Annotated in this window: 18 protein-coding genes and 1 pseudogene; 15 read left to right on the forward strand and 4 right to left on the reverse strand. The window is 64.3% G+C overall.

Annotation, left to right across the window (positions count from 1 at the left end):
• Positions 1 to 22: 22 nt before the first annotated feature.
• A complete protein-coding gene (locus F3H57_RS21110) occupies positions 23 to 709 on the reverse strand; it encodes a FadR/GntR family transcriptional regulator (RefSeq protein WP_149758767.1) in 687 nt (228 codons plus the stop codon).
• Positions 710 to 1,385: 676 nt separating this feature from the next.
• Between F3H57_RS21110 and F3H57_RS21115 the strand changes: the two are divergent.
• Positions 1,386 to 1,595 (forward strand): annotated as a pseudogene (locus F3H57_RS21115) (transposase); the annotation flags it as partial.
• Between the two features lie 26 nt (positions 1,596 to 1,621).
• Positions 1,622 to 2,077, forward strand: coding sequence for a c-type cytochrome (locus tag F3H57_RS21120; protein ID WP_149758769.1), 456 nt, complete (start codon positions 1,622 to 1,624; stop codon positions 2,075 to 2,077).
• An 18-nt stretch (positions 2,078 to 2,095) separates the two neighbouring features.
• Here F3H57_RS21120 and F3H57_RS21125 read toward each other — a convergent pair whose 3' ends face one another.
• Entirely contained in the window at positions 2,096 to 2,365 is a 270-nt protein-coding gene (locus F3H57_RS21125; protein ID WP_149758771.1) for a metal-sensitive transcriptional regulator, read from the reverse strand.
• A gap of 119 nt (positions 2,366 to 2,484) precedes the next feature.
• Here F3H57_RS21125 and F3H57_RS21130 point away from each other — a divergent pair, with 119 nt between their 5' ends.
• The 3 genes from F3H57_RS21130 (at position 2,485) to copM (ending at position 4,317) form a co-directional block, all read left to right on the forward strand.
• Positions 2,485 to 3,312 carry a MauE/DoxX family redox-associated membrane protein gene (locus tag F3H57_RS21130; RefSeq protein ID WP_149758773.1) on the forward strand — a complete coding sequence of 276 codons (828 nt, stop codon included), beginning with the start codon at positions 2,485 to 2,487 and terminating at the stop codon, positions 3,310 to 3,312.
• A gap of 133 nt (positions 3,313 to 3,445) precedes the next feature.
• Complete coding sequence (locus F3H57_RS21135) at positions 3,446 to 3,841, forward strand: hypothetical protein (RefSeq protein ID WP_149758775.1); 396 nt, start codon at positions 3,446 to 3,448, stop codon at positions 3,839 to 3,841.
• Complete coding sequence (gene copM / locus F3H57_RS21140; protein ID WP_149758777.1) at positions 3,838 to 4,317, forward strand: CopM family metallochaperone; 480 nt, start codon at positions 3,838 to 3,840, stop codon at positions 4,315 to 4,317. Before F3H57_RS21135 ends, copM begins: the two co-directional genes overlap by 4 nt.
• A gap of 313 nt (positions 4,318 to 4,630) precedes the next feature.
• Here the strand turns inward: copM and F3H57_RS21145 are convergent, their stop codons facing one another.
• Positions 4,631 to 5,953 carry an MFS transporter gene (locus F3H57_RS21145; protein WP_149758779.1) on the reverse strand — a complete coding sequence of 441 codons (1,323 nt, stop codon included), beginning with the start codon at positions 5,951 to 5,953 and terminating at the stop codon, positions 4,631 to 4,633.
• 7 nt (positions 5,954 to 5,960) lie between these two features.
• A complete protein-coding gene (locus F3H57_RS21150) occupies positions 5,961 to 6,221 on the reverse strand; it encodes a metal-sensing transcriptional repressor (RefSeq protein ID WP_149758781.1) in 261 nt (86 codons plus the stop codon).
• 156 nt (positions 6,222 to 6,377) lie between these two features.
• Here F3H57_RS21150 and F3H57_RS21155 point away from each other — a divergent pair, with 156 nt between their 5' ends.
• The 10 genes from F3H57_RS21155 (at position 6,378) to cas2 (ending at position 16,045) form a co-directional block, all read left to right on the forward strand.
• Complete coding sequence (locus F3H57_RS21155; protein ID WP_223163185.1) at positions 6,378 to 6,656, forward strand: hypothetical protein; 279 nt, start codon at positions 6,378 to 6,380, stop codon at positions 6,654 to 6,656.
• A 62-nt stretch (positions 6,657 to 6,718) separates the two neighbouring features.
• Positions 6,719 to 7,447, forward strand: a complete 729-nt coding sequence (locus F3H57_RS21160; protein ID WP_149758785.1) for a HupE/UreJ family protein — start codon at positions 6,719 to 6,721, stop codon at positions 7,445 to 7,447.
• A gap of 15 nt (positions 7,448 to 7,462) precedes the next feature.
• Positions 7,463 to 8,086 carry a transmembrane anchor protein gene (locus tag F3H57_RS21165; protein WP_149758787.1) on the forward strand — a complete coding sequence of 208 codons (624 nt, stop codon included), beginning with the start codon at positions 7,463 to 7,465 and terminating at the stop codon, positions 8,084 to 8,086.
• Positions 8,087 to 8,488: 402 nt separating this feature from the next.
• On the forward strand, positions 8,489 to 10,636 hold the full coding sequence (locus F3H57_RS21170; protein WP_149758789.1) for a CRISPR-associated endonuclease Cas3'': 2,148 nt from the start codon (positions 8,489 to 8,491) through the stop codon (positions 10,634 to 10,636).
• 99 nt (positions 10,637 to 10,735) lie between these two features.
• Positions 10,736 to 11,395, forward strand: coding sequence for a type I-C CRISPR-associated protein Cas5c (cas5c, locus tag F3H57_RS21175; protein WP_149758791.1), 660 nt, complete (start codon positions 10,736 to 10,738; stop codon positions 11,393 to 11,395).
• On the forward strand, positions 11,392 to 13,164 hold the full coding sequence (gene cas8c, locus F3H57_RS21180; RefSeq protein WP_149758793.1) for a type I-C CRISPR-associated protein Cas8c/Csd1: 1,773 nt from the start codon (positions 11,392 to 11,394) through the stop codon (positions 13,162 to 13,164). The genes cas5c and cas8c overlap by 4 nt, the downstream gene beginning before the upstream one ends.
• On the forward strand, positions 13,161 to 14,114 hold the full coding sequence (gene cas7c / locus F3H57_RS21185) for a type I-C CRISPR-associated protein Cas7/Csd2 (protein WP_149758795.1): 954 nt from the start codon (positions 13,161 to 13,163) through the stop codon (positions 14,112 to 14,114). Before cas8c ends, cas7c begins: the two co-directional genes overlap by 4 nt.
• A complete protein-coding gene (cas4, locus tag F3H57_RS21190) occupies positions 14,111 to 14,728 on the forward strand; it encodes a CRISPR-associated protein Cas4 (protein ID WP_223163186.1) in 618 nt (205 codons plus the stop codon). The genes cas7c and cas4 overlap by 4 nt, the downstream gene beginning before the upstream one ends.
• On the forward strand, positions 14,725 to 15,753 hold the full coding sequence (cas1c, locus tag F3H57_RS21195; protein WP_149758799.1) for a type I-C CRISPR-associated endonuclease Cas1c: 1,029 nt from the start codon (positions 14,725 to 14,727) through the stop codon (positions 15,751 to 15,753). The genes cas4 and cas1c overlap by 4 nt, the downstream gene beginning before the upstream one ends.
• 1 nt (position 15,754) lies before the next feature.
• The gene (gene cas2 / locus F3H57_RS21200; RefSeq protein ID WP_149758801.1) at positions 15,755 to 16,045 is read left to right on the forward strand and encodes a CRISPR-associated endonuclease Cas2; all 291 of its coding nucleotides are present in this window, start codon (positions 15,755 to 15,757) and stop codon (positions 16,043 to 16,045) included.
• Positions 16,046 to 16,182 lie beyond the last annotated feature (137 nt).

The following is a 16,182-nucleotide window of genomic DNA, read 5'->3' on the forward strand; positions in this document are numbered from 1 at the left end:
CGGGGGAGATGCGGCCGCGTGGTCACGCGTCCCCAAACAGGCGCGCCGACACCGAACCCAGATGCGCGCGCATGCCTTGAAACGCGGCCTCAGTGTCATGGGCGGCGATCGCGCGCGCCACGGTCGCGTGTTCGGCAAAGCTGGAGTGATCTGGTGGGGGCCGCGGCGTGCTGCGTTCGACCGCGCTCCAAGCGACCTCGCGCTGGACGCGATTCAGGGTTTCGAAAAGCCCGATCAGCAAGAGGTTGTCGGTCGCTTCCGCGACCGCCCTGTGGAAGAAGTCGTCCTGTCGTTCGTATTCTGCCCAGCTGGCGGCAGCCCTGGCGCGCTTGACGGCGATGTCGATCTTGGCCGTCGCCTCGCGCGAAGCGTTGATTGCCGCTTCGCGCGCAATCGCCGGCTCGATGCACAGGCGCGCGCGCATCATCCGCACCGGCGTCATCTGACGCGCGAGGTTCGCGAGGAGGTCACCGCATCCGCCATGTCTTCGGGCGACGAACGTTCCCTTGCCCACATGCCGCCAGATAAGCCCATCGCGTTCGAGCTGTTTGAGCGCGCGACGAAGCGTGCCGCGGCCCATACCGAGCAATTCGATCAACTGGCGCTCTGGGGGAAGGCGGTCGCCGGCGCCATAGTTGCCGTCGGCTATGAATGCGTGCAGGCGCGCCGCGGCGTTGTCAGCAACCGTCTCGTCAACGCGAGATAACATGAGTGGTCGACCCCCGATTGCTTCAAGCGGAGCTGCGCTACCGACCCAATCGTAACGGATCCTGAGAACGAGTCACCAAATTTCTGATTGGTTCAGATTGATCTTTTTCCGGTCTCCCGTAACCCTTGGCATATGGAGGGGCTCTCGAAGCGACAATGGTGCTGAAAACAAAAACAAAACGCGTCTGGGATCCGCTGAAGCGGCGTGGTTCCCCCACCATCTGGCTCGATCCGGATATGGCGTGACTGGGTGTCAATCAGCGACCAATATTGGCCTGAACTGATGCGGTGGATGCCCCCACCCAGCGGCATCTGGTATCCCATGACCGTTCGATAGGAACCGAGTGGAGGGCACATCGATGACGACGACAACGAGCATTCTGGCGGTCGACTTGGCGAAGGGGAGCTTTCAGGTCTGCGCGATCACAGCGGATGGGGCGTGTGTGGATGCCCCCTGTTTGGCAGGCGTATTTGACCGACTCTGCTAAGCTTAGGGCTTCGGTAACGGGGCCGTCTCGTTCAAGTGGTTTCGGCCGAACGAGATTGTCCGCCGGACTGCGGGTATAGATTTTCCAAGGTTTTGATCGGCTCTGCTGGCGCGGTCTCCTCTTCTGAGAGACCTAAACTGGCCCCCGTTTCGACAGGACACTTGGGCATAGTCATGGAGGCTTAGGCATATGCCTGAGCACGTGCTTATGTCTGAGATAGAGATCATCACCGATGGCGGCCGTCGGCGCCGCTGGCCTGCAACGGAGAAGCTGCGGATCGTCGAGGAGACGTTGGAGGACGGCGCCAGCATCTCGGTCGTTGCGCGGCGGAATGGCGTGGCTCCGAACCTGTTGTATCGTTGGCGTCGTCTGATGCTGGACGGAGGAGCGGTGGCCGTGAAGGGCATCGCCCACCGGACCGAGTCATGAAATACGCCGCGATTGTCACCCTTGCGATTGCTGGCTTTGGGGTTGGTGCTTTGGCCATGACAATAGGGCCGGCAGAATCCGGTCCACCGATCCTACTTCCCGATGATCCCTCGATCGTCGCGCGCGGGGCCGAGCTTTATGCTGAAAATTGTGCTGCCTGCCACGGTGTTGATCTGGAAGGGCAACCCGATTGGCGCGTCCGTGGGCCCGATGGCCTGCTTCCAGCACCGCCACACGACGAAACGGGCCATACCTGGCACCATGACGAGGACACGCTGTTCCGCCTGACCAAGTACGGGGTGGGCGAGATGATCGGCGACCCGGACTATGCCTCCGCCATGCCCGCCTTCGAGGATGTTCTGACGGATGCGGAGATCGCCGCCGTCCTGAGCTACATCAAATCCACGTGGCCGGCCGACATCCGCGCGCGCCACGATGCGATGGCGCGCTGACGACGCCTCCCTTGGGCCTCACCCTTGGGCCTTTTGCAGCAAGGCGATCAGTTCGTTGAATTTCTTGCGCTGCGCGTCGGGGCCTTCGGCGATCGCCTCTTCGACGCAGTGCCTGGCGTGGTTCTCGAGGACCAGCCGCTCCACCGCCTTGAGAGCCGATCGCACTGCCGCGGTCTGAGCTAGGATGTCGACGCAGTATCGATCCTCCTCGACCATGCGTGCGACGCCACGCACCTGGCCTTCCAGCCGGGACAGCCTGTCGAGCGTGCGCTGCTTGTCCTGTTTCATGTCGGTCTCCTGTCTCGCCCCGTGACGCGGTGCTTCCGCTTGAATATACCCCTATGGGGTATATATAGGGGGAAGCTGCAATTACGAACTCCCGTTTCCACAGATATGGAGGCTCGACCATGAGCACGACCGATATCGACAGCCCCGAAGCAGCTCGCGCCTCTAGCCGCGGCGACGGTAAGACAGCTTCTCTCTATCGCATGTCCATGCCCGGCCATCTCTGTCCCTTCGGCCTGAAGTCGAAAGCGCTGCTGGAATGGAAGGGATACAAGGTCGACGATCACCTCCTGACGAGCCGCCCAGAGATCGACGCCTTCAAGGAAGCTCATGGCGTGCAGACGACACCGCAGGCCTGGATCGACGGGGATCGCGTCGGTGGGTTCAGCGAGCTTAAGGAGCGGTTCGGCTTCCGCGTCCTCGGCAAGGACGACACGACCTATGCGCCGGTGATCGCAATCTTCGGCTCGATGGCACTGCTTTCTGCAGCAATCATCGCAAACCTCTATGATGGTTTCCCGGCCCTGACGTGGCTGATGTGGTTCTTCGCCACCTCGATGGTCGCCCTCGCCGTGCAGAAGCTGCAGGATGTGGGGGGCTTCGTGAGCGGCTTCTTGGGCTACGACCTGCTGGCGCAGCGTTACGTCCCCTACGGCTATGCCTACCCCTTTCTCGAGCTCTATGCGGGAGTCGGTATGGCTGCCCTCATCGGCACCGCCTCGCCTCTGATCTGGGCCGTGGCCCCCGTGGGCCTGTTTATCGGTACGATCGGGGCGATCAGCGTGATCAAGGCCGTCTATATCGACAAGCGCGAGCTGAAATGCGCCTGTGTCGGCGGCGGATCGAACGTGCCGCTCGGCTTCATCTCTCTGACCGAGAACCTCGTCATGATGGCCATGGGAATTTGGATGATAGTGAATGTCCTGACCGGCACCACTATGCCCATGTAACAGGTCGCCGGACCCGGCTGCGTCCGCCCCCTCGATCCAAGACGGTGACGACGATGATGATCGCGACGATCAGTGACGGCGCCGGGGGCTCGACCGGCTCCCGTCGGAGAGCGTATTCCGCCGGACCTGCATCATGACGATGCTGGCTCGGTGCCTTTCCATCATGCTCTTGGGCGCGATGATCCTGGCGGGATCGTTGGCACCGGCGCATGACGTGGTCATGGGAGGCGCGATCGGCGTTCCCGCCCACGCGTCGGATCATGGAGGCCACTCGCCCGATGAAACCGGCCGCACCGGGACACCCGAGCCTTGCGAGATTTGTGACGCGCTCTTCGGCGATTGCGTGGCATCCTTCTGCCACCCCGACCTGATCGTGGAGAACCGGGGCGCCCCCACAGAAGGGGCCAAGGTACTCCACCATTCGAGCACGGCCCCCAATCGGCCCGGCATGATCGCGGAGGTCCAGCACCCTCCGCCTCGGCATCTTCTGCAGGAGACCCAGACTTCATTCCCACAGGAGATAACATGATGAAAACCCAAACGACCTTCGCCACGAGCGCTTTGCTCTTCCTCGCCCTCGCCGCCCCCGCGTTGGCGCAGGATGAGGACATGTTCGAACTGCCGGAGCAATGCTCCGACATGCCGGTATCGGAGATGAGCGATACGGAAACGTGGCACGACATGATGGATCACGGCCCGGATCACGACATGGGCATGAGCGTCGGAGACGAACACGACGGCATGATGCCCGATCACGTCCGCGAGAACATGCAAAGGATGCTTCTGACCATGCCCGCCATGCGGCAGGGCATGATGCAGGAAGATCCCGATATTGCCTTTGCCTGCGGTATGATCGCTCATCATCAGGCGGCCATCGACATGGCGCGGGTGGTTCTCGACCACGGGCAGGACGCCGATATGCGACGTCTCGCTGAGGAGATCATCGAGGTCCAGCATGAAGAAATCGAGTACATGAAACAGTGGCTCGAAGCCTCCTCGAGCTGATCGACCTGGCCGCGCGATCACGTCGCGCGGCCATCTCGGCAAGACAGTAAGGGCTAGAAACCCGCGTCGTAATGCAAGTCGCCACACTTCCGAACTTCGTCTGGCCGGACATCCAAAAGCACGGGGCCTTTCGGAGTGCCGATGTGAGGCGAGCGAGCATATCCGGCGATATGGCATTGGGCGCAGGCATCTGCGTTCCTCCTTCTCAAAGGGTCATGGAACGCGATCTTCGGCTGGCGCCTCGTGGGGCGGTCGCGGGCCCGATACCACCAACTTCGGCTGACCGAACAATTGTGTCAAGAAGTCCGGCGACTCACGCCGGCCATTCGGGATGCAGGCGATCGATCACCACGGCATGGACGTGGCGATGCGGGCCCCCGTGCTCCGCAAGATGGGGATGGTCGTCCGGCAGATCATCATGCCGATGGTGCATTGCCTCGGGATCTCCGGCAGGCCACAGGCGCACCGCGGCTGCGATACCGAAGGCGGCCAGCAAACCAAGGCCGAACAGGGCTACCGGTGCGCCGGCCCATGTCATCAGCAGCCCGGCGAGAGGGTAGGTGACCAGCCAGCAGGCGTGGGAGAGCGCGAATTGCGCGGCGAAGACGGCGGGCCGGTCCTCTGGATGGGCGGACCGGCGCAGCAGGCGACCCGAGGGCGTCAGCACCGCCGAATAGCCGATGCCGGCAATGAGCCAAGCCGCGATAAGGAGCGGCCAGGAAAGTCCAATCCCAAGAATCGTCACGGCGAGGAGAACGAGTATCACTTCCAACAGTGCCGCCCCCGCGAGCATGACGGGTCTGTCGGAGGTCCGGTCCAGGAGGCGCGGTAGGCCGAGCGCGGCCAGCATCGACCCCGCTCCGAATGCGCCCATGGTCCATGCCAGCGCGCTCTCTCCGAGCCCCAGCTCACCCCGAACGAGAACGACGGTGTTCACCAGGACCATCGCTCCGCCCGCCGCGGCCGCGAGGTTCAGCGCGAGAAGCCCACGCAGGCGCGGCGTTGCGAGGTAAATACGGATACCGCGAGTGGAGCGATCGTAGATGCCGCGCGGTTCCGAGGCTTTTGGGCTCGGAAGCAGGACTGAGATGACCAGCATCGCAGAGGCGACGAACCCCACGACCGTGCCCAGGAACAATGCGTTGTAGGACATCACCACGAGCAGGAGACCGGCGAGGGTCGGGCTGACGATGTTCTCGAGGTCGTAGGCCAAGCGCGACAGAGACAGCGCGCGCGTGTAGCGGTCCTCTTCCGGCAACACGTCCGGGATCGTCGCCTGGAAGGTGGGCGTGAACGCGGCGGAAGCCGATTGCAGCAGGAAGATCAGGACATAGACCTGCCAGATCTCGGTGACGAAGGGCAGGCAGAGCGCTGCGCCGGCCCGCACAAGGTCCAGCGCCACCAGCATCGCCCGGCGCGGCACGCGGTCTGCAAAGGCACCGGCGATCGGCGCGATGCCGACATAGGCCACCATTTTGATCGTGAAGACGGTGCCGAGCACAAGCCCGGCCCGCTCACCGGCGAGATCGTAGGCCAGAAGCCCGAGCGCCACGGTCGCAAGGCCGGTGCCGAGAAGGGCCACGACTTGCGCGAGGAAGAGGTGCCGGTAGGTGTGGTGGCCGAGGATGGACAGCATGATGCCCTCAGAGGTAGCGGGAGATCGCCTTGAGTTCAGCCCGATCGGTGTCCGAGCCTTCGGCGTCGAGGCAGTGGTCGACGTGTTCGTGGATCAGCGCCCGCTTGGCGTTCGTCACGGCCTTCTCGACGGCCTGGAGCTGCTGCGCGATGTCCAGGCAGGGCTTGCCGGTCTCGAGCATTTCGATGACCGAGCGCAGGTGCCCGTCGGCGCGTTTCAGCCGGACGATCAGGGCGGGATGACTTGCGTGGACATGGGGGTCTGACATAGGGATATGTTATCCCCCAGGGGAGGATAAAGCAAGGCAGCGGGAAACACGCTGCACCAGGCGAGGGAACAGGCAGGACCGATGATTTCGATCCGGACAGTCGGACAGCACGCGTTCGCGGGGCTTCTCTGCGTCGCGGTGGTGGTATGGTCCGTCATGCCTGCGACGTCCCACGCTCCGATGATCTTCGAGACGCTCGAGGAGCACATGGAGATGATCGCCGAGCACGGGCACTCTCACGGGCTCGAGGAAGACCTCGCCTGGGCGATGCACGGGCACAGTCACGACAGCGCCGATCACGACCACAGCCAGGCCGTCCTGACCCCGGATTTCATTTCACATCCATTCGAGGGCTACAGGTCAGCGTGGCGGCTCAGGCCGGCCGCCGACGGGCCATCGGCCAAGTTCCGCATCGAGCGACCTCCGCGCGCCTGATCGAGGGGTGCTTCCTGAGGGAGCAGACTTATCGATCACGCAAATCCACGCGGAGACCATCCATGACCACATCCCATCGGGGATGGGGCGATCCCGGCGCACGCCGGCTCGCAATCCTGTCCCTGCTCACGCTATCCGCGCTCCTGCTGAGCGCCGGGCACGCCCTGGCCCACAACGTCACCGAGGGTGACGCGGGCTACATCCAGGAGATCTGGGGGGTGAACATCATCCCCTTCCTGTATCTCGGCGCCAAGCACATGGTGACCGGATACGACCACATCCTGTTCCTGCTCGGCGTCGTGTTCTTTCTCTACAAGATGAAGGACGTCGGCATCTATGTGAGCCTCTTCGCCATCGGCCACTCGACCACGATGCTGCTCGGCGTCTGGTTCGGCTGGGGCATCAACGCCTACATCATCGACGCCATCATCGGGCTGTCGGTCGTCTACAAAGCGCTCGACAACCTCGGCGCCTACCAGCGCTGGTTCGGGTTCCAGCCGAACACCAAGGCCGCGACGCTGATCTTCGGCTTTTTCCACGGCACGGGCCTCGCCACCAAGATCCTCGATTATGACATCGCCTCGGAGGGGCTGCTGGCCAACCTTCTGGCGTTCAACGTCGGCGTCGAAATCGGCCAGCTCATGGCGCTCGCCGTGATTCTCATCGTCATGGGCTTCTGGCGGAAGTCCCCGAACTTCTTCGCCCAGGCCTACACCGCCAACGTCATCATGATGTCCATGGGTTTCATCCTCACGGGCTACCAAATCACCGGCCTCTTCGCGGCCGCGTAAAGGGAGATATTCAGCATGTTCAACGCACAGAAACCCAGCCTCGACGAGCTGCCGAGCTCGGCCCAGCTGATCCGCTCCACCGCCATCGCCGGGGTCTCCGACGTGGCGGTCCTCGTGACGGTGGTCCTGCCCGCCGAATACGGCATCGACCCGACCCGGATCGGTGGCGTTCTCGGCCTGACCGAGATGGGCGAGCTCAAGACCCAGCTCGCCGAGGAGGCCGAGGCCGACCGGGAGGTGGACCAGGCCGCCGGCGAGCAGTCGAGCCTGCTGAACGACGTCTTCGGCCTCTTCGTGGGCGCCGCACACGCGCAGGAAGCGGAGACCTGGCGCGACGAGACCACGTTCACGCTCGAGCCCGGCGACACCGCCGAGTGGAAGCTCGTGATGGAAGGAGGTCAGACCGCCCAATACCGCATGCTGGTCGACGGCGGCCGGGTGAACTTCGACCTCCACGGCCATGGTGGCGGCGAGTCCGTGACTTACGAAAAGGGCCGCGGCTCCGCCGGTGACGAGGGCGAGATCGTCGCCGAATTCGACGGCGAGCACGGCTGGTTCTGGCGCAACCGCGACGACGCGGCGTCCACCGTGACCATCCAGATTCGCGGCGAATACACCGAGTTCAAGGACGCGAGCTGACAACAAGGGTTGCCATTGCGTGGCGCAATGGCAGCTCAACACCGTCCCTGCCGATGGTTTTCGCGGCCGCAGTGAAGATTGGCCATGTGCGGCGAACGGCAGAACGGTCCGCGGTGCGGTCGCTGCTCTCGAGGATTTCGCTGCGCGTCTCACGAACGACCGGATCCACAGCTGCGATGCGGCATGAAGATTTGCCGCGCCACAGCGAAAATTCCGCCGCGAGCGCGCGCAGCGAGAATTTGGCACTTCCGCAATGGGCTCGGAGCTGCCGATCGCCGCGACCGGGACGAACGGCCGCTTCGGAGAGCCCAGATTAACGGACTGGATCATAGTGTTAACTAGTGGGGCGTGACGGGCATTGCGCAATTGACACACCGCGTCCTTGATGGACACTCACGCCAAATGTTTTATGCGCATTCCCGCGAAGGTTGTCCCCGATCCGACTGGGAGACGCTTGAAGCTCACTCACTTCGCGTCGCACGAGCCGCGCGGTTGCGAGCAGATGTGTTTGGCGGCGGGGAATACGCTTGGCTGCTCGGACTACTTCACGATCTCGGCAAGGCGAAGCCTGCATTTCAGCGCAAACTGGATGGAGAATGCAACGATGCCAGTCATTCGGGTGAGGGTGCGCGCGTGCTGGCAAAGGCAGGAGGGTTCTCCGGAACTCTTGCGGGCATCATCGCGGGTCATCACGGGCGCCTGCCCGATCCTGATCGGCTGAAGGCGCGTATCGAAGCGGCTGAAGACGTTCCTTTCCCCGCCTGGTGCCACCTCGCGACGCTTGACCCGCCGGGACGGCTGCGTGAGGAGAAGAGCCTCGCACCCTACCGGCTGCAGTTCCTGGTTCGAATGCTTTACGGCGCGTTGTGCGACGCCGATGATCGCGAGACGGGGGCATTCTATGCCGGGGGTGAGGATCGTGCGCCGGGCGAGGTGTCCGAGGCAATGCGCGACGCCTTCAATACGTATATGGCCGGAAAAGCGGGCGATGGCCCGGTCAACGACCTACGCAGCCGGGTACTGGCCCATGCGCGGGGTGTAGCGCCCAAAGCGCCCGGGCTGTTCACGCTGACGGTGCCCACGGGGGGCGGCAAGACGTTGACATCGCTGGGGTTCGGACTGGACCACGCGCTCGCCCACGGGTTGCGGCGACTGATCTACGTGATCCCCTATACCTCGATCATCGAGCAGACGGCGGACGTGTTCCGACAGGTACTTGGCGCAAACGCAGTGCTGGAGCACCATTCCAATGCCGATTGGGACGGCGAAGACGAAGCGGAGGAAGAGCAGCGTCGTGTTATGGGCGCCTCATGGGATGTGCCCGTCGTGGTCACGACGGCCGTGCAGTTCTTCGAGAGCCTGCACGCCGCGCGCAAGAAGCGGTGCCGCAAGCTGCCTAGCCTGGCACGTTCGGTCATCGTGCTTGACGAGGCCCAGACGATGCCGTTGCCCCTGCTGCGGCCATGCCTGGCGGCTTTGCGCGAGCTGATTGAGGGCTATGACGCCAGCGTGGTCCTGTCGACGGCGACACAGCCGGCGCTGACGAAAGCCGGGGGCTTCCCGGCGGGTGAGGCATTGGAGGGCGCGCGGGAAATTGCGCCGGACCCGGCGAAGCTGTTCGCCGCGTTGAAGCGCGTCGAGGTGCGGGACGTGGGCGCGATGGACGATCTGGCGCTGGCCGACCGGTTGCGTGGGGCTGAGCGAGTGCTGTGTATCGTCGACAACCGGATGCAGGCGCGGGCGCTGTTCGACGCGGTCGTGGATATGCCGGGCGCGGCGCATTTGTCGACACTGATGGTTCCGGCCCACAGGCGTGCGGTCCTGGACAAGGTTCGCGACCGATTAAAAAGCGAGGCCCCGGTGCGGCTGGTCTCGACCTCGCTGATCGAGGCGGGGGTGGACGTAGACTTCCCTCTGGTGCTGCGGGCGGCGGCGGGCATCGACTCGGTGGCACAGGCGGCGGGGCGGTGCAACCGAGAGGGCAAGCTGGCGCAGGGTCTTGTCGAGATATTCCGGCCTGAGCATCCCGCCCCTCCGGCGGTCGAGCAATTCGCACAGATCGGGCGAGCGGTGCTGGCCGAACGGCACGACGACCCGATCGGCGAGGATGCGGTGGCATCCTATTTCCGGCAGCTGTGGGATGAATACGGCCCCGACGCGCTGGATGCGGTGGAGGTCGGCGGCATAGGAGGACTTCTGCAGGCGATCCGGCGGAATGGCCCGGCCTGTCCCTATGAACAGATCGAGGAGGCGTTTCGCATCATTCCCAGCGGCGAGCGGACGGTTATCGTGCGGGACGGAGACTGGGGCATTTCCGCAAATGCCCTGGAGGATCTCCGGTTTCGCTCAGTCGCGACGGTGGCGAAGGCGGTTCAGCCCCATGCCGTGAATGTGCCCTGGAAGCTATGGACCGAATTGTGGAAGGGAGGGCATCTTGCCTGGTGGGAAGCGGATCAATTCGAGGAGCAGTTCGCGGTGTTGCAAACCAGCGACCTGTATGACGCGCAGGCCGGGCTGAGTGGCGAAGGTGAGGGTGGATGGGTTTTTTGAGGAATTTCAATTCTGATTGCCACTTTAAAATGTTGACCAGCTTCGCGGCATTGGCATAGGATTTAATATGATTTTCAATTCCCTCACCATTTCATCCGCGTGACCGCCTCCGGAATCAAGCTGTTGGTCCGTGGGCGCAACGCCTGTTTCACGCGGCCCGAAATGAAGGTGGAGCGGGTCTCCTACGACGTGATCACGCCGTCTGCCGCGCGCGGCATCCTCGAGGCGATCCATTGGAAGCCCGCCATTCGCTGGGTGGTCGACCGCTTGCACGTGCTGCGGCCCATCCGGTTCGAGACAATCCGGCGCAACGAGGTCGCCTCGAAGATTCCGGCGGGAAAGGCGCGATCCGCGATGAAGTCGGGCGATCTGGACGGGCTGGCGCTGGCCGTGGATGAGGATCGCCAGCAGCGCGCCATGCTGTGTCTGGCCGACGTGGCTTACGGGATTGAGGCGCATTTCGAGATGACCGGACGCGCCGGACCGGAGGACAACCCGGGAAAGCATGCCGAGATGTTCCGGAGACGGGCGGCCCGGGGGCAGTGTTTCCATCAGCCCTGCCTCGGTGTGCGGGAGTTCCCTGCGGATTTCGAATTGGTCGAGGCGATCCCTGAGGCCATCGCCGAAGACCGCGACCTGGGCTGGATGCTGCACGACATCGACTATGCGAATGATCGCACCTCGGTCTTCTACCGCGCGCGGATGGAGGATGGCATGATCGACGTCGCCCGCTGCCTGGCTGAAGGGCGAATGACGTGACGATCCTGCAGGAGCTTGCGGCGCTCTACGAGGCGCGCGCGGAGGTACGGGAGTGGCCCAGGCCGGGCTTCTCGACCGAAAGGATCGGTGGTGTGGTCGTGCTTGCCGAGGATGGCTCGGTTCAGGATATCCGATCGTTGATGGCACCGGACCCAAAGGGAAAAATGCAAGCGCGCGCGATGTCGGTGCCGACCGTAAATCGCACATCGGGTATCAAGCCCGCGACGTTCTGGGACAAGACTGCCTATTCGCTTGGGATAGCGCAGACGGACGACGGACCGGGACAGGGAAAGCGGACAGCCGCCGAGCACGAGGCCTTCAAGACGGCGCATCTCGAGCTTTTGAAAGGCGCGAAAGATGCCGCGCTCGGTGCATTGCGTATGTTCTGTGAAACTTGGGTGCCAGAGCGGTTCGCCAACTACTCGGACGCCGCTGCGCTTGTCGGCCAGAATCTGGTGTTCCGCGTGGGTGACGGAACATTCATCCATGAATTGCCCGAAGCCCGGGCGCTGCTCACCACGGCTAGCGACGGCGATGTGATGTGTCTCGTGACCGGAAGGCTGGGACATATCAGGGAGTCGCACCCTGCTATCAAGGGAGTGATGGGAGCGCAGTCCTCCGGAGCGCGGCTCGTCTCATTCAACAATTCCGCCGAGACCTCCCACGGGAAAGAGAAGGGCGACAACGCGCCCGTCTCCGAAGCGGCCGCCTTCGCTTACGGCACGGCGCTGAACGCGCTGCTGGCGAAAGGATCGGGGAACAATCTGCGGATCGGCGGCGACACGGTGGCGTTCTGGGCGGATCAGCCCGAGGCCGAGAATTGGTTCGACACTTTCATGTCGGGCACTGACGATGCTGCCGCAGAGCGCGAGTTGGCGGCACGGGTCCGTGCTGTGGCGGAGGGCCGGAAACGGGCGGACGAGACGGTGGATCCGCAGGCCAGGCTTTTCGTGCTGGGCCTCGCACCCAACGCGGCACGTCTGGCGGTACGGTATTGGCACCCGAGCACGCTGGGTGATTTCGCCCAAGCCGTCACGCGGTTCTGGACAGACATGGCGATTGCGCCGTCGCCTTTCACGAAGGGCGGGGGGGAACTGCCGCCGAAGCCTTGGGCGCTGCTCTACGACGTAGCGGCGCAGCGGGATGCGGGCAACATCCCTGCGGGGCTGGGCGGCGACCTGATGCGCGCGATCCTGACGGGTGGGCGCTATCCGGCGACGTGGCTCGCCGCGGTCATGGGACGCATCCGAGTGGAGGGCGCGCCCGACCGCACCCGCCACGGCAACGTGGATGGCCGAAGGGCCGCGTCGATCGCCGCCGTGCTTCGGCGGAATTACAAACAGGAGGTGCCGATGGCGCTGGACGAGGACGCGCGCGACACCGCGTATCTGCTGGGGCGGCTCTTCGGAGCCTATACCTATGCCGAGAAGAGCTATCAGGAACGCGGTGCGGGGCTGCGGCAGAAATACATGGGCGCGGCCTCGGCCACGCCAGCCCGGGTCTTTCCGGTGCTGATGCGGGGCTACGAGCACAACCTGTCAAGCCTGCGTAAAGCCGGCGGGCAGAAGGCAGGGGCAGGGGTCAAGGCCGACAGGGCGGTGGCCGCGATCATGGGCAGGCTGGCGGGAGGGATGCCCGCCAGCCTGCCGCTTGAGGCGCAGGGACGGTTCTTCATCGGCTTCTACCACCAAATCTCGGCCTTCTACGCCAAGGCCGAGGACGCGGCCGATGCGCTGATCGAAACGGACGACGAAAGAGAGGACGCATGACCGAACAGGCGAACATGGAGCGGGGCGCGGCCGGGAAAGTCGGCCTGACGAACCGCTATGACTTCATGCTGTTCCTCGACGTCGAAAACGGCAATCCCAACGGCGACCCCGACGCGGGAAACATGCCGCGGATGGACCCCGAGACGAACCAGGGCCTGATGTCCGACGTCTCGATCAAGCGGAAGCTGCGCAACTACGTGGCCGAGGCACACGGGAACATCGCACCGCACCGCATCTATTTCACTGAGCGTGCGGTGCTGAACGAAGCCCATCAGGAGGCATGGGAAGCAACGGGAGTGGAGCCGCAGAAGACGGGCGACTATTCTAGGCTGCCCAAGGCGGATGCCGAGGCGCGCAAGCTCACCGACTGGATGTGCACGAACTTCTGGGACATCCGGACCTTCGGCGCGGTCATGTCCACGGGCGTGAATGCCGGTCAGGTTCGCGGCCCGGTGCAATTGTCCTTTGCACGCTCCGAAGAGCCGATCATGCCGCTGGAGGTGTCGATCACCCGATCCTCGGTCACCAACGAGAAGGACCGCGACAAGGAGCGGACGATGGGCCGCAAGGCGGTTGTCCCTTACGGGCTCTATCGCGTGCACGGCTTCGTCAACGCCAAGCTGGCGCAGCGGACGGGCTTCACGGAAGATGACCTGTCACTGCTCTGGACCGGCCTTCGGGACATGCTGGACCTCGACCGTTCCGCCGCACGCGGGATGATGGCTGCCCGTCGCCTGATCGTCTTCCGCCACGACAGCGATCTGGGCAATGCGCAGGCGCATCGGCTGTTCGAACGCGTCACCGTCAGCCGCGTCAATGGCGGCGACGCCGTGCCGGTGGGCGACGCGCGCAGTCACAACTGGCCGCCCGCGCGATCCTTCGCGGATTATCGGGTTGAGGTGGACGACACCGACCTGCCGCAGGGAGTGACGCTGGTCGAGCCCTGGTGAGCGGCGACAGCCTTCCTCTCTCGGCGCTGCAGCACTGGCTGTTCTGCCCGCGTCAATGCGCGTTGATCCATGTGGAGCGCCTGTGGGAGGAGAACCGGTTGACCGCAGAAGGGCGCGTCCTGCACGAGCGGGCGGATGCGGGCATCCCGGAGAGCCGGGAAGGCATGCGCGTCTTGCGCTCCGTCCAGATCGCGTCTTCCCGGCTTTGCGTTCACGGCGTCGCCGATGTGGTCGAGATGCATGGAACGCACCCGTTTCCGGTCGAATACAAGCGCGGCCGCCCAAAGGCGCATCGCGCGGACGAAGTGCAGCTCTGTGCCCAGGCAATCTGCCTCGAGGAGCTGACGGGGCAGGAGGTGCCCAAGGGTGCCTTGTTCTACGGCGCGCGCCGCCGCCGACAGGGCGTGGTCTTTGATGCCGATCTGCGCGCGCTGACCTCACGCGTCGCATCCGAGGCACGATCGGCGATGGCGGCAGGCGATCTGCCGGCCCCGGTATACGATCCAAGCCGATGCGAGAGCTGCTCGCTGAACGGGCTCTGCCGTCCGCAGGCGCCGCGCGTCACTTCGGGCTGGATGGCCCGGCGGTTGGTGCGGGCGGGAACCCCGGAATGAAGCGCCTGCTCAATACGCTCTATGTCGCGACCGAAGGTGCGCGGCTGCGCAAGGACGGCGAGACCGTCGCGGTGGAGATCGATGGTAGGGTGGTCAAGCGCAGCCCCGCGCATCTGCTGGGGCAGATCGTGCTTTTCGGTGAAACCTCGGCCTCGCCCGACGTGATGCACTTTGCGGCCCAGTCGGGGATCTCGATGGCCTGGCTCGGCTATTCCGGCAAGCTGATGGCGCGGATCGAGGGCCCGCAATCCGGCAATATCCTGCTGCGGCGCGCGCAGCATCGCGCCACTGCTGACCCGGAGGCGGCGCTTCCGGTGGCCCAGGCTATCGCCACGGCCAAGATCGCCAACCAGCGTGCCGTCCTGCGCCGCCACTTGCGGGACTATCCCGACAGCCTTGGGGCGGACGCGGTCGATATCGCACAGAGACGGCTGGCCGACGCGGCCCGGCTGGCCCTGGACGCGCCGGATCTCGACAGGCTGCGCGGGCAAGAGGGAGAGGCAGGGCATGCCTATTGGTCGGTCTTCGGGTATCTTGTCCGCGTCGACGATCCTGTCTTTGCCTTCGAGGGTCGCAACCGGCGCCCACCCCGCGATGCCGTCAATGCCGTCCTGTCGTTCCTCTATGCGCTGGTGGCGCTTGACACCCGTGCGGCCTGCGAAGCGCACGGGCTCGATCCGCAGATGGGGTTCCTGCATCGCGACCGGCCCGGCCGCATGTCCCTGGCGCTCGATATGATGGAGGAGCTGCGCGCCGCGCTGGCCGACCGCGTAGCGCTGTCGCTGATCAACCGGCGTCAGTTGTCCGCCCGCAGCTTCGAGATGCAAGAGACCGGCGCCGTGTTGCTAACCGAGGACGGGCGGCGCACGGTCCTGCAGGCCTATCACGACCGCAAGCGCGTAGAGTTGCGCCATGCTTGGCTCGATGAACGCGTGCCCCTCGGTCTCGTCGCGCAGATCCAAGCCCAGCTTCTGGCGCGAAGCCTGCGGGGCGATATGGACGGGTATCCCGCATGGGTCTGGTGACATGCTGGTTCTGATCACATACGATGTGTCGGTCGCCAAGGATGGCGGTGCGAAACGGTTGCGTCGCGTCGCCCGCATTTGCGAGGATAACGGCCAGCGAGTGCAGTTCTCCGTTTTTGAATGCGAGGTCGATCCGGCGCGGTGGACACGGATGCGCGCCCACCTCCTGGAGGCCATCGACTTGGAGACGGACAGCCTCCGCTTCTACTTTCTCGGCCGCGAATGGCGCCGCCGGGTCGAGCATGTCGGAGCAAAGCCGTCCGAGGATCCCGACGATCTCCTGATCGTCTGATGCGAACCGGAAGCGACCGCCATCCCCCCCTGGGGTTCGCAACCCTTGAAATCTTGGCCAATCAACATGCGGATCGGACGTATTGTATCGAACTCGGGTCGAGACCTGTGAGGTTCGCAGAAAACATCGCTTTTCTC

The organism is Roseivivax sediminis (assembly GCF_900112685.1).
GTDB lineage: Bacteria > Pseudomonadota > Alphaproteobacteria > Rhodobacterales > Rhodobacteraceae > Roseivivax > Roseivivax sediminis.

What these genes read in the sequence shown, in the direction of transcription:
- F3H57_RS21110 (WP_149758767.1), bottom strand. Translation starts at nt 709, where the DNA reads ATGTTATCTCGCGTTGACGAGACGGTTGCTGACAACGCCGCGGCGCGC.
- F3H57_RS21120 (WP_149758769.1), top strand. Translation starts at nt 1,622, where the DNA reads ATGAAATACGCCGCGATTGTCACCCTTGCGATTGCTGGCTTTGGGGTT.
- F3H57_RS21125 (WP_149758771.1), bottom strand. Translation starts at nt 2,365, where the DNA reads ATGAAACAGGACAAGCAGCGCACGCTCGACAGGCTGTCCCGGCTGGAA.
- F3H57_RS21130 (WP_149758773.1), top strand. Translation starts at nt 2,485, where the DNA reads ATGAGCACGACCGATATCGACAGCCCCGAAGCAGCTCGCGCCTCTAGC.
- F3H57_RS21135 (WP_149758775.1), top strand. Translation starts at nt 3,446, where the DNA reads ATGACGATGCTGGCTCGGTGCCTTTCCATCATGCTCTTGGGCGCGATG.
- copM (WP_149758777.1), top strand. Translation starts at nt 3,838, where the DNA reads ATGATGAAAACCCAAACGACCTTCGCCACGAGCGCTTTGCTCTTCCTC.
- F3H57_RS21145 (WP_149758779.1), bottom strand. Translation starts at nt 5,953, where the DNA reads ATGCTGTCCATCCTCGGCCACCACACCTACCGGCACCTCTTCCTCGCG.
- F3H57_RS21150 (WP_149758781.1), bottom strand. Translation starts at nt 6,221, where the DNA reads ATGTCAGACCCCCATGTCCACGCAAGTCATCCCGCCCTGATCGTCCGG.
- F3H57_RS21155 (WP_223163185.1), top strand. Translation starts at nt 6,378, where the DNA reads ATGCCTGCGACGTCCCACGCTCCGATGATCTTCGAGACGCTCGAGGAG.
- F3H57_RS21160 (WP_149758785.1), top strand. Translation starts at nt 6,719, where the DNA reads ATGACCACATCCCATCGGGGATGGGGCGATCCCGGCGCACGCCGGCTC.
- F3H57_RS21165 (WP_149758787.1), top strand. Translation starts at nt 7,463, where the DNA reads ATGTTCAACGCACAGAAACCCAGCCTCGACGAGCTGCCGAGCTCGGCC.
- F3H57_RS21170 (WP_149758789.1), top strand. Translation starts at nt 8,489, where the DNA reads ATGTTTTATGCGCATTCCCGCGAAGGTTGTCCCCGATCCGACTGGGAG.
- cas7c (WP_149758795.1), top strand. Translation starts at nt 13,161, where the DNA reads ATGACCGAACAGGCGAACATGGAGCGGGGCGCGGCCGGGAAAGTCGGC.
- cas1c (WP_149758799.1), top strand. Translation starts at nt 14,725, where the DNA reads ATGAAGCGCCTGCTCAATACGCTCTATGTCGCGACCGAAGGTGCGCGG.
- cas2 (WP_149758801.1), top strand. Translation starts at nt 15,755, where the DNA reads ATGCTGGTTCTGATCACATACGATGTGTCGGTCGCCAAGGATGGCGGT.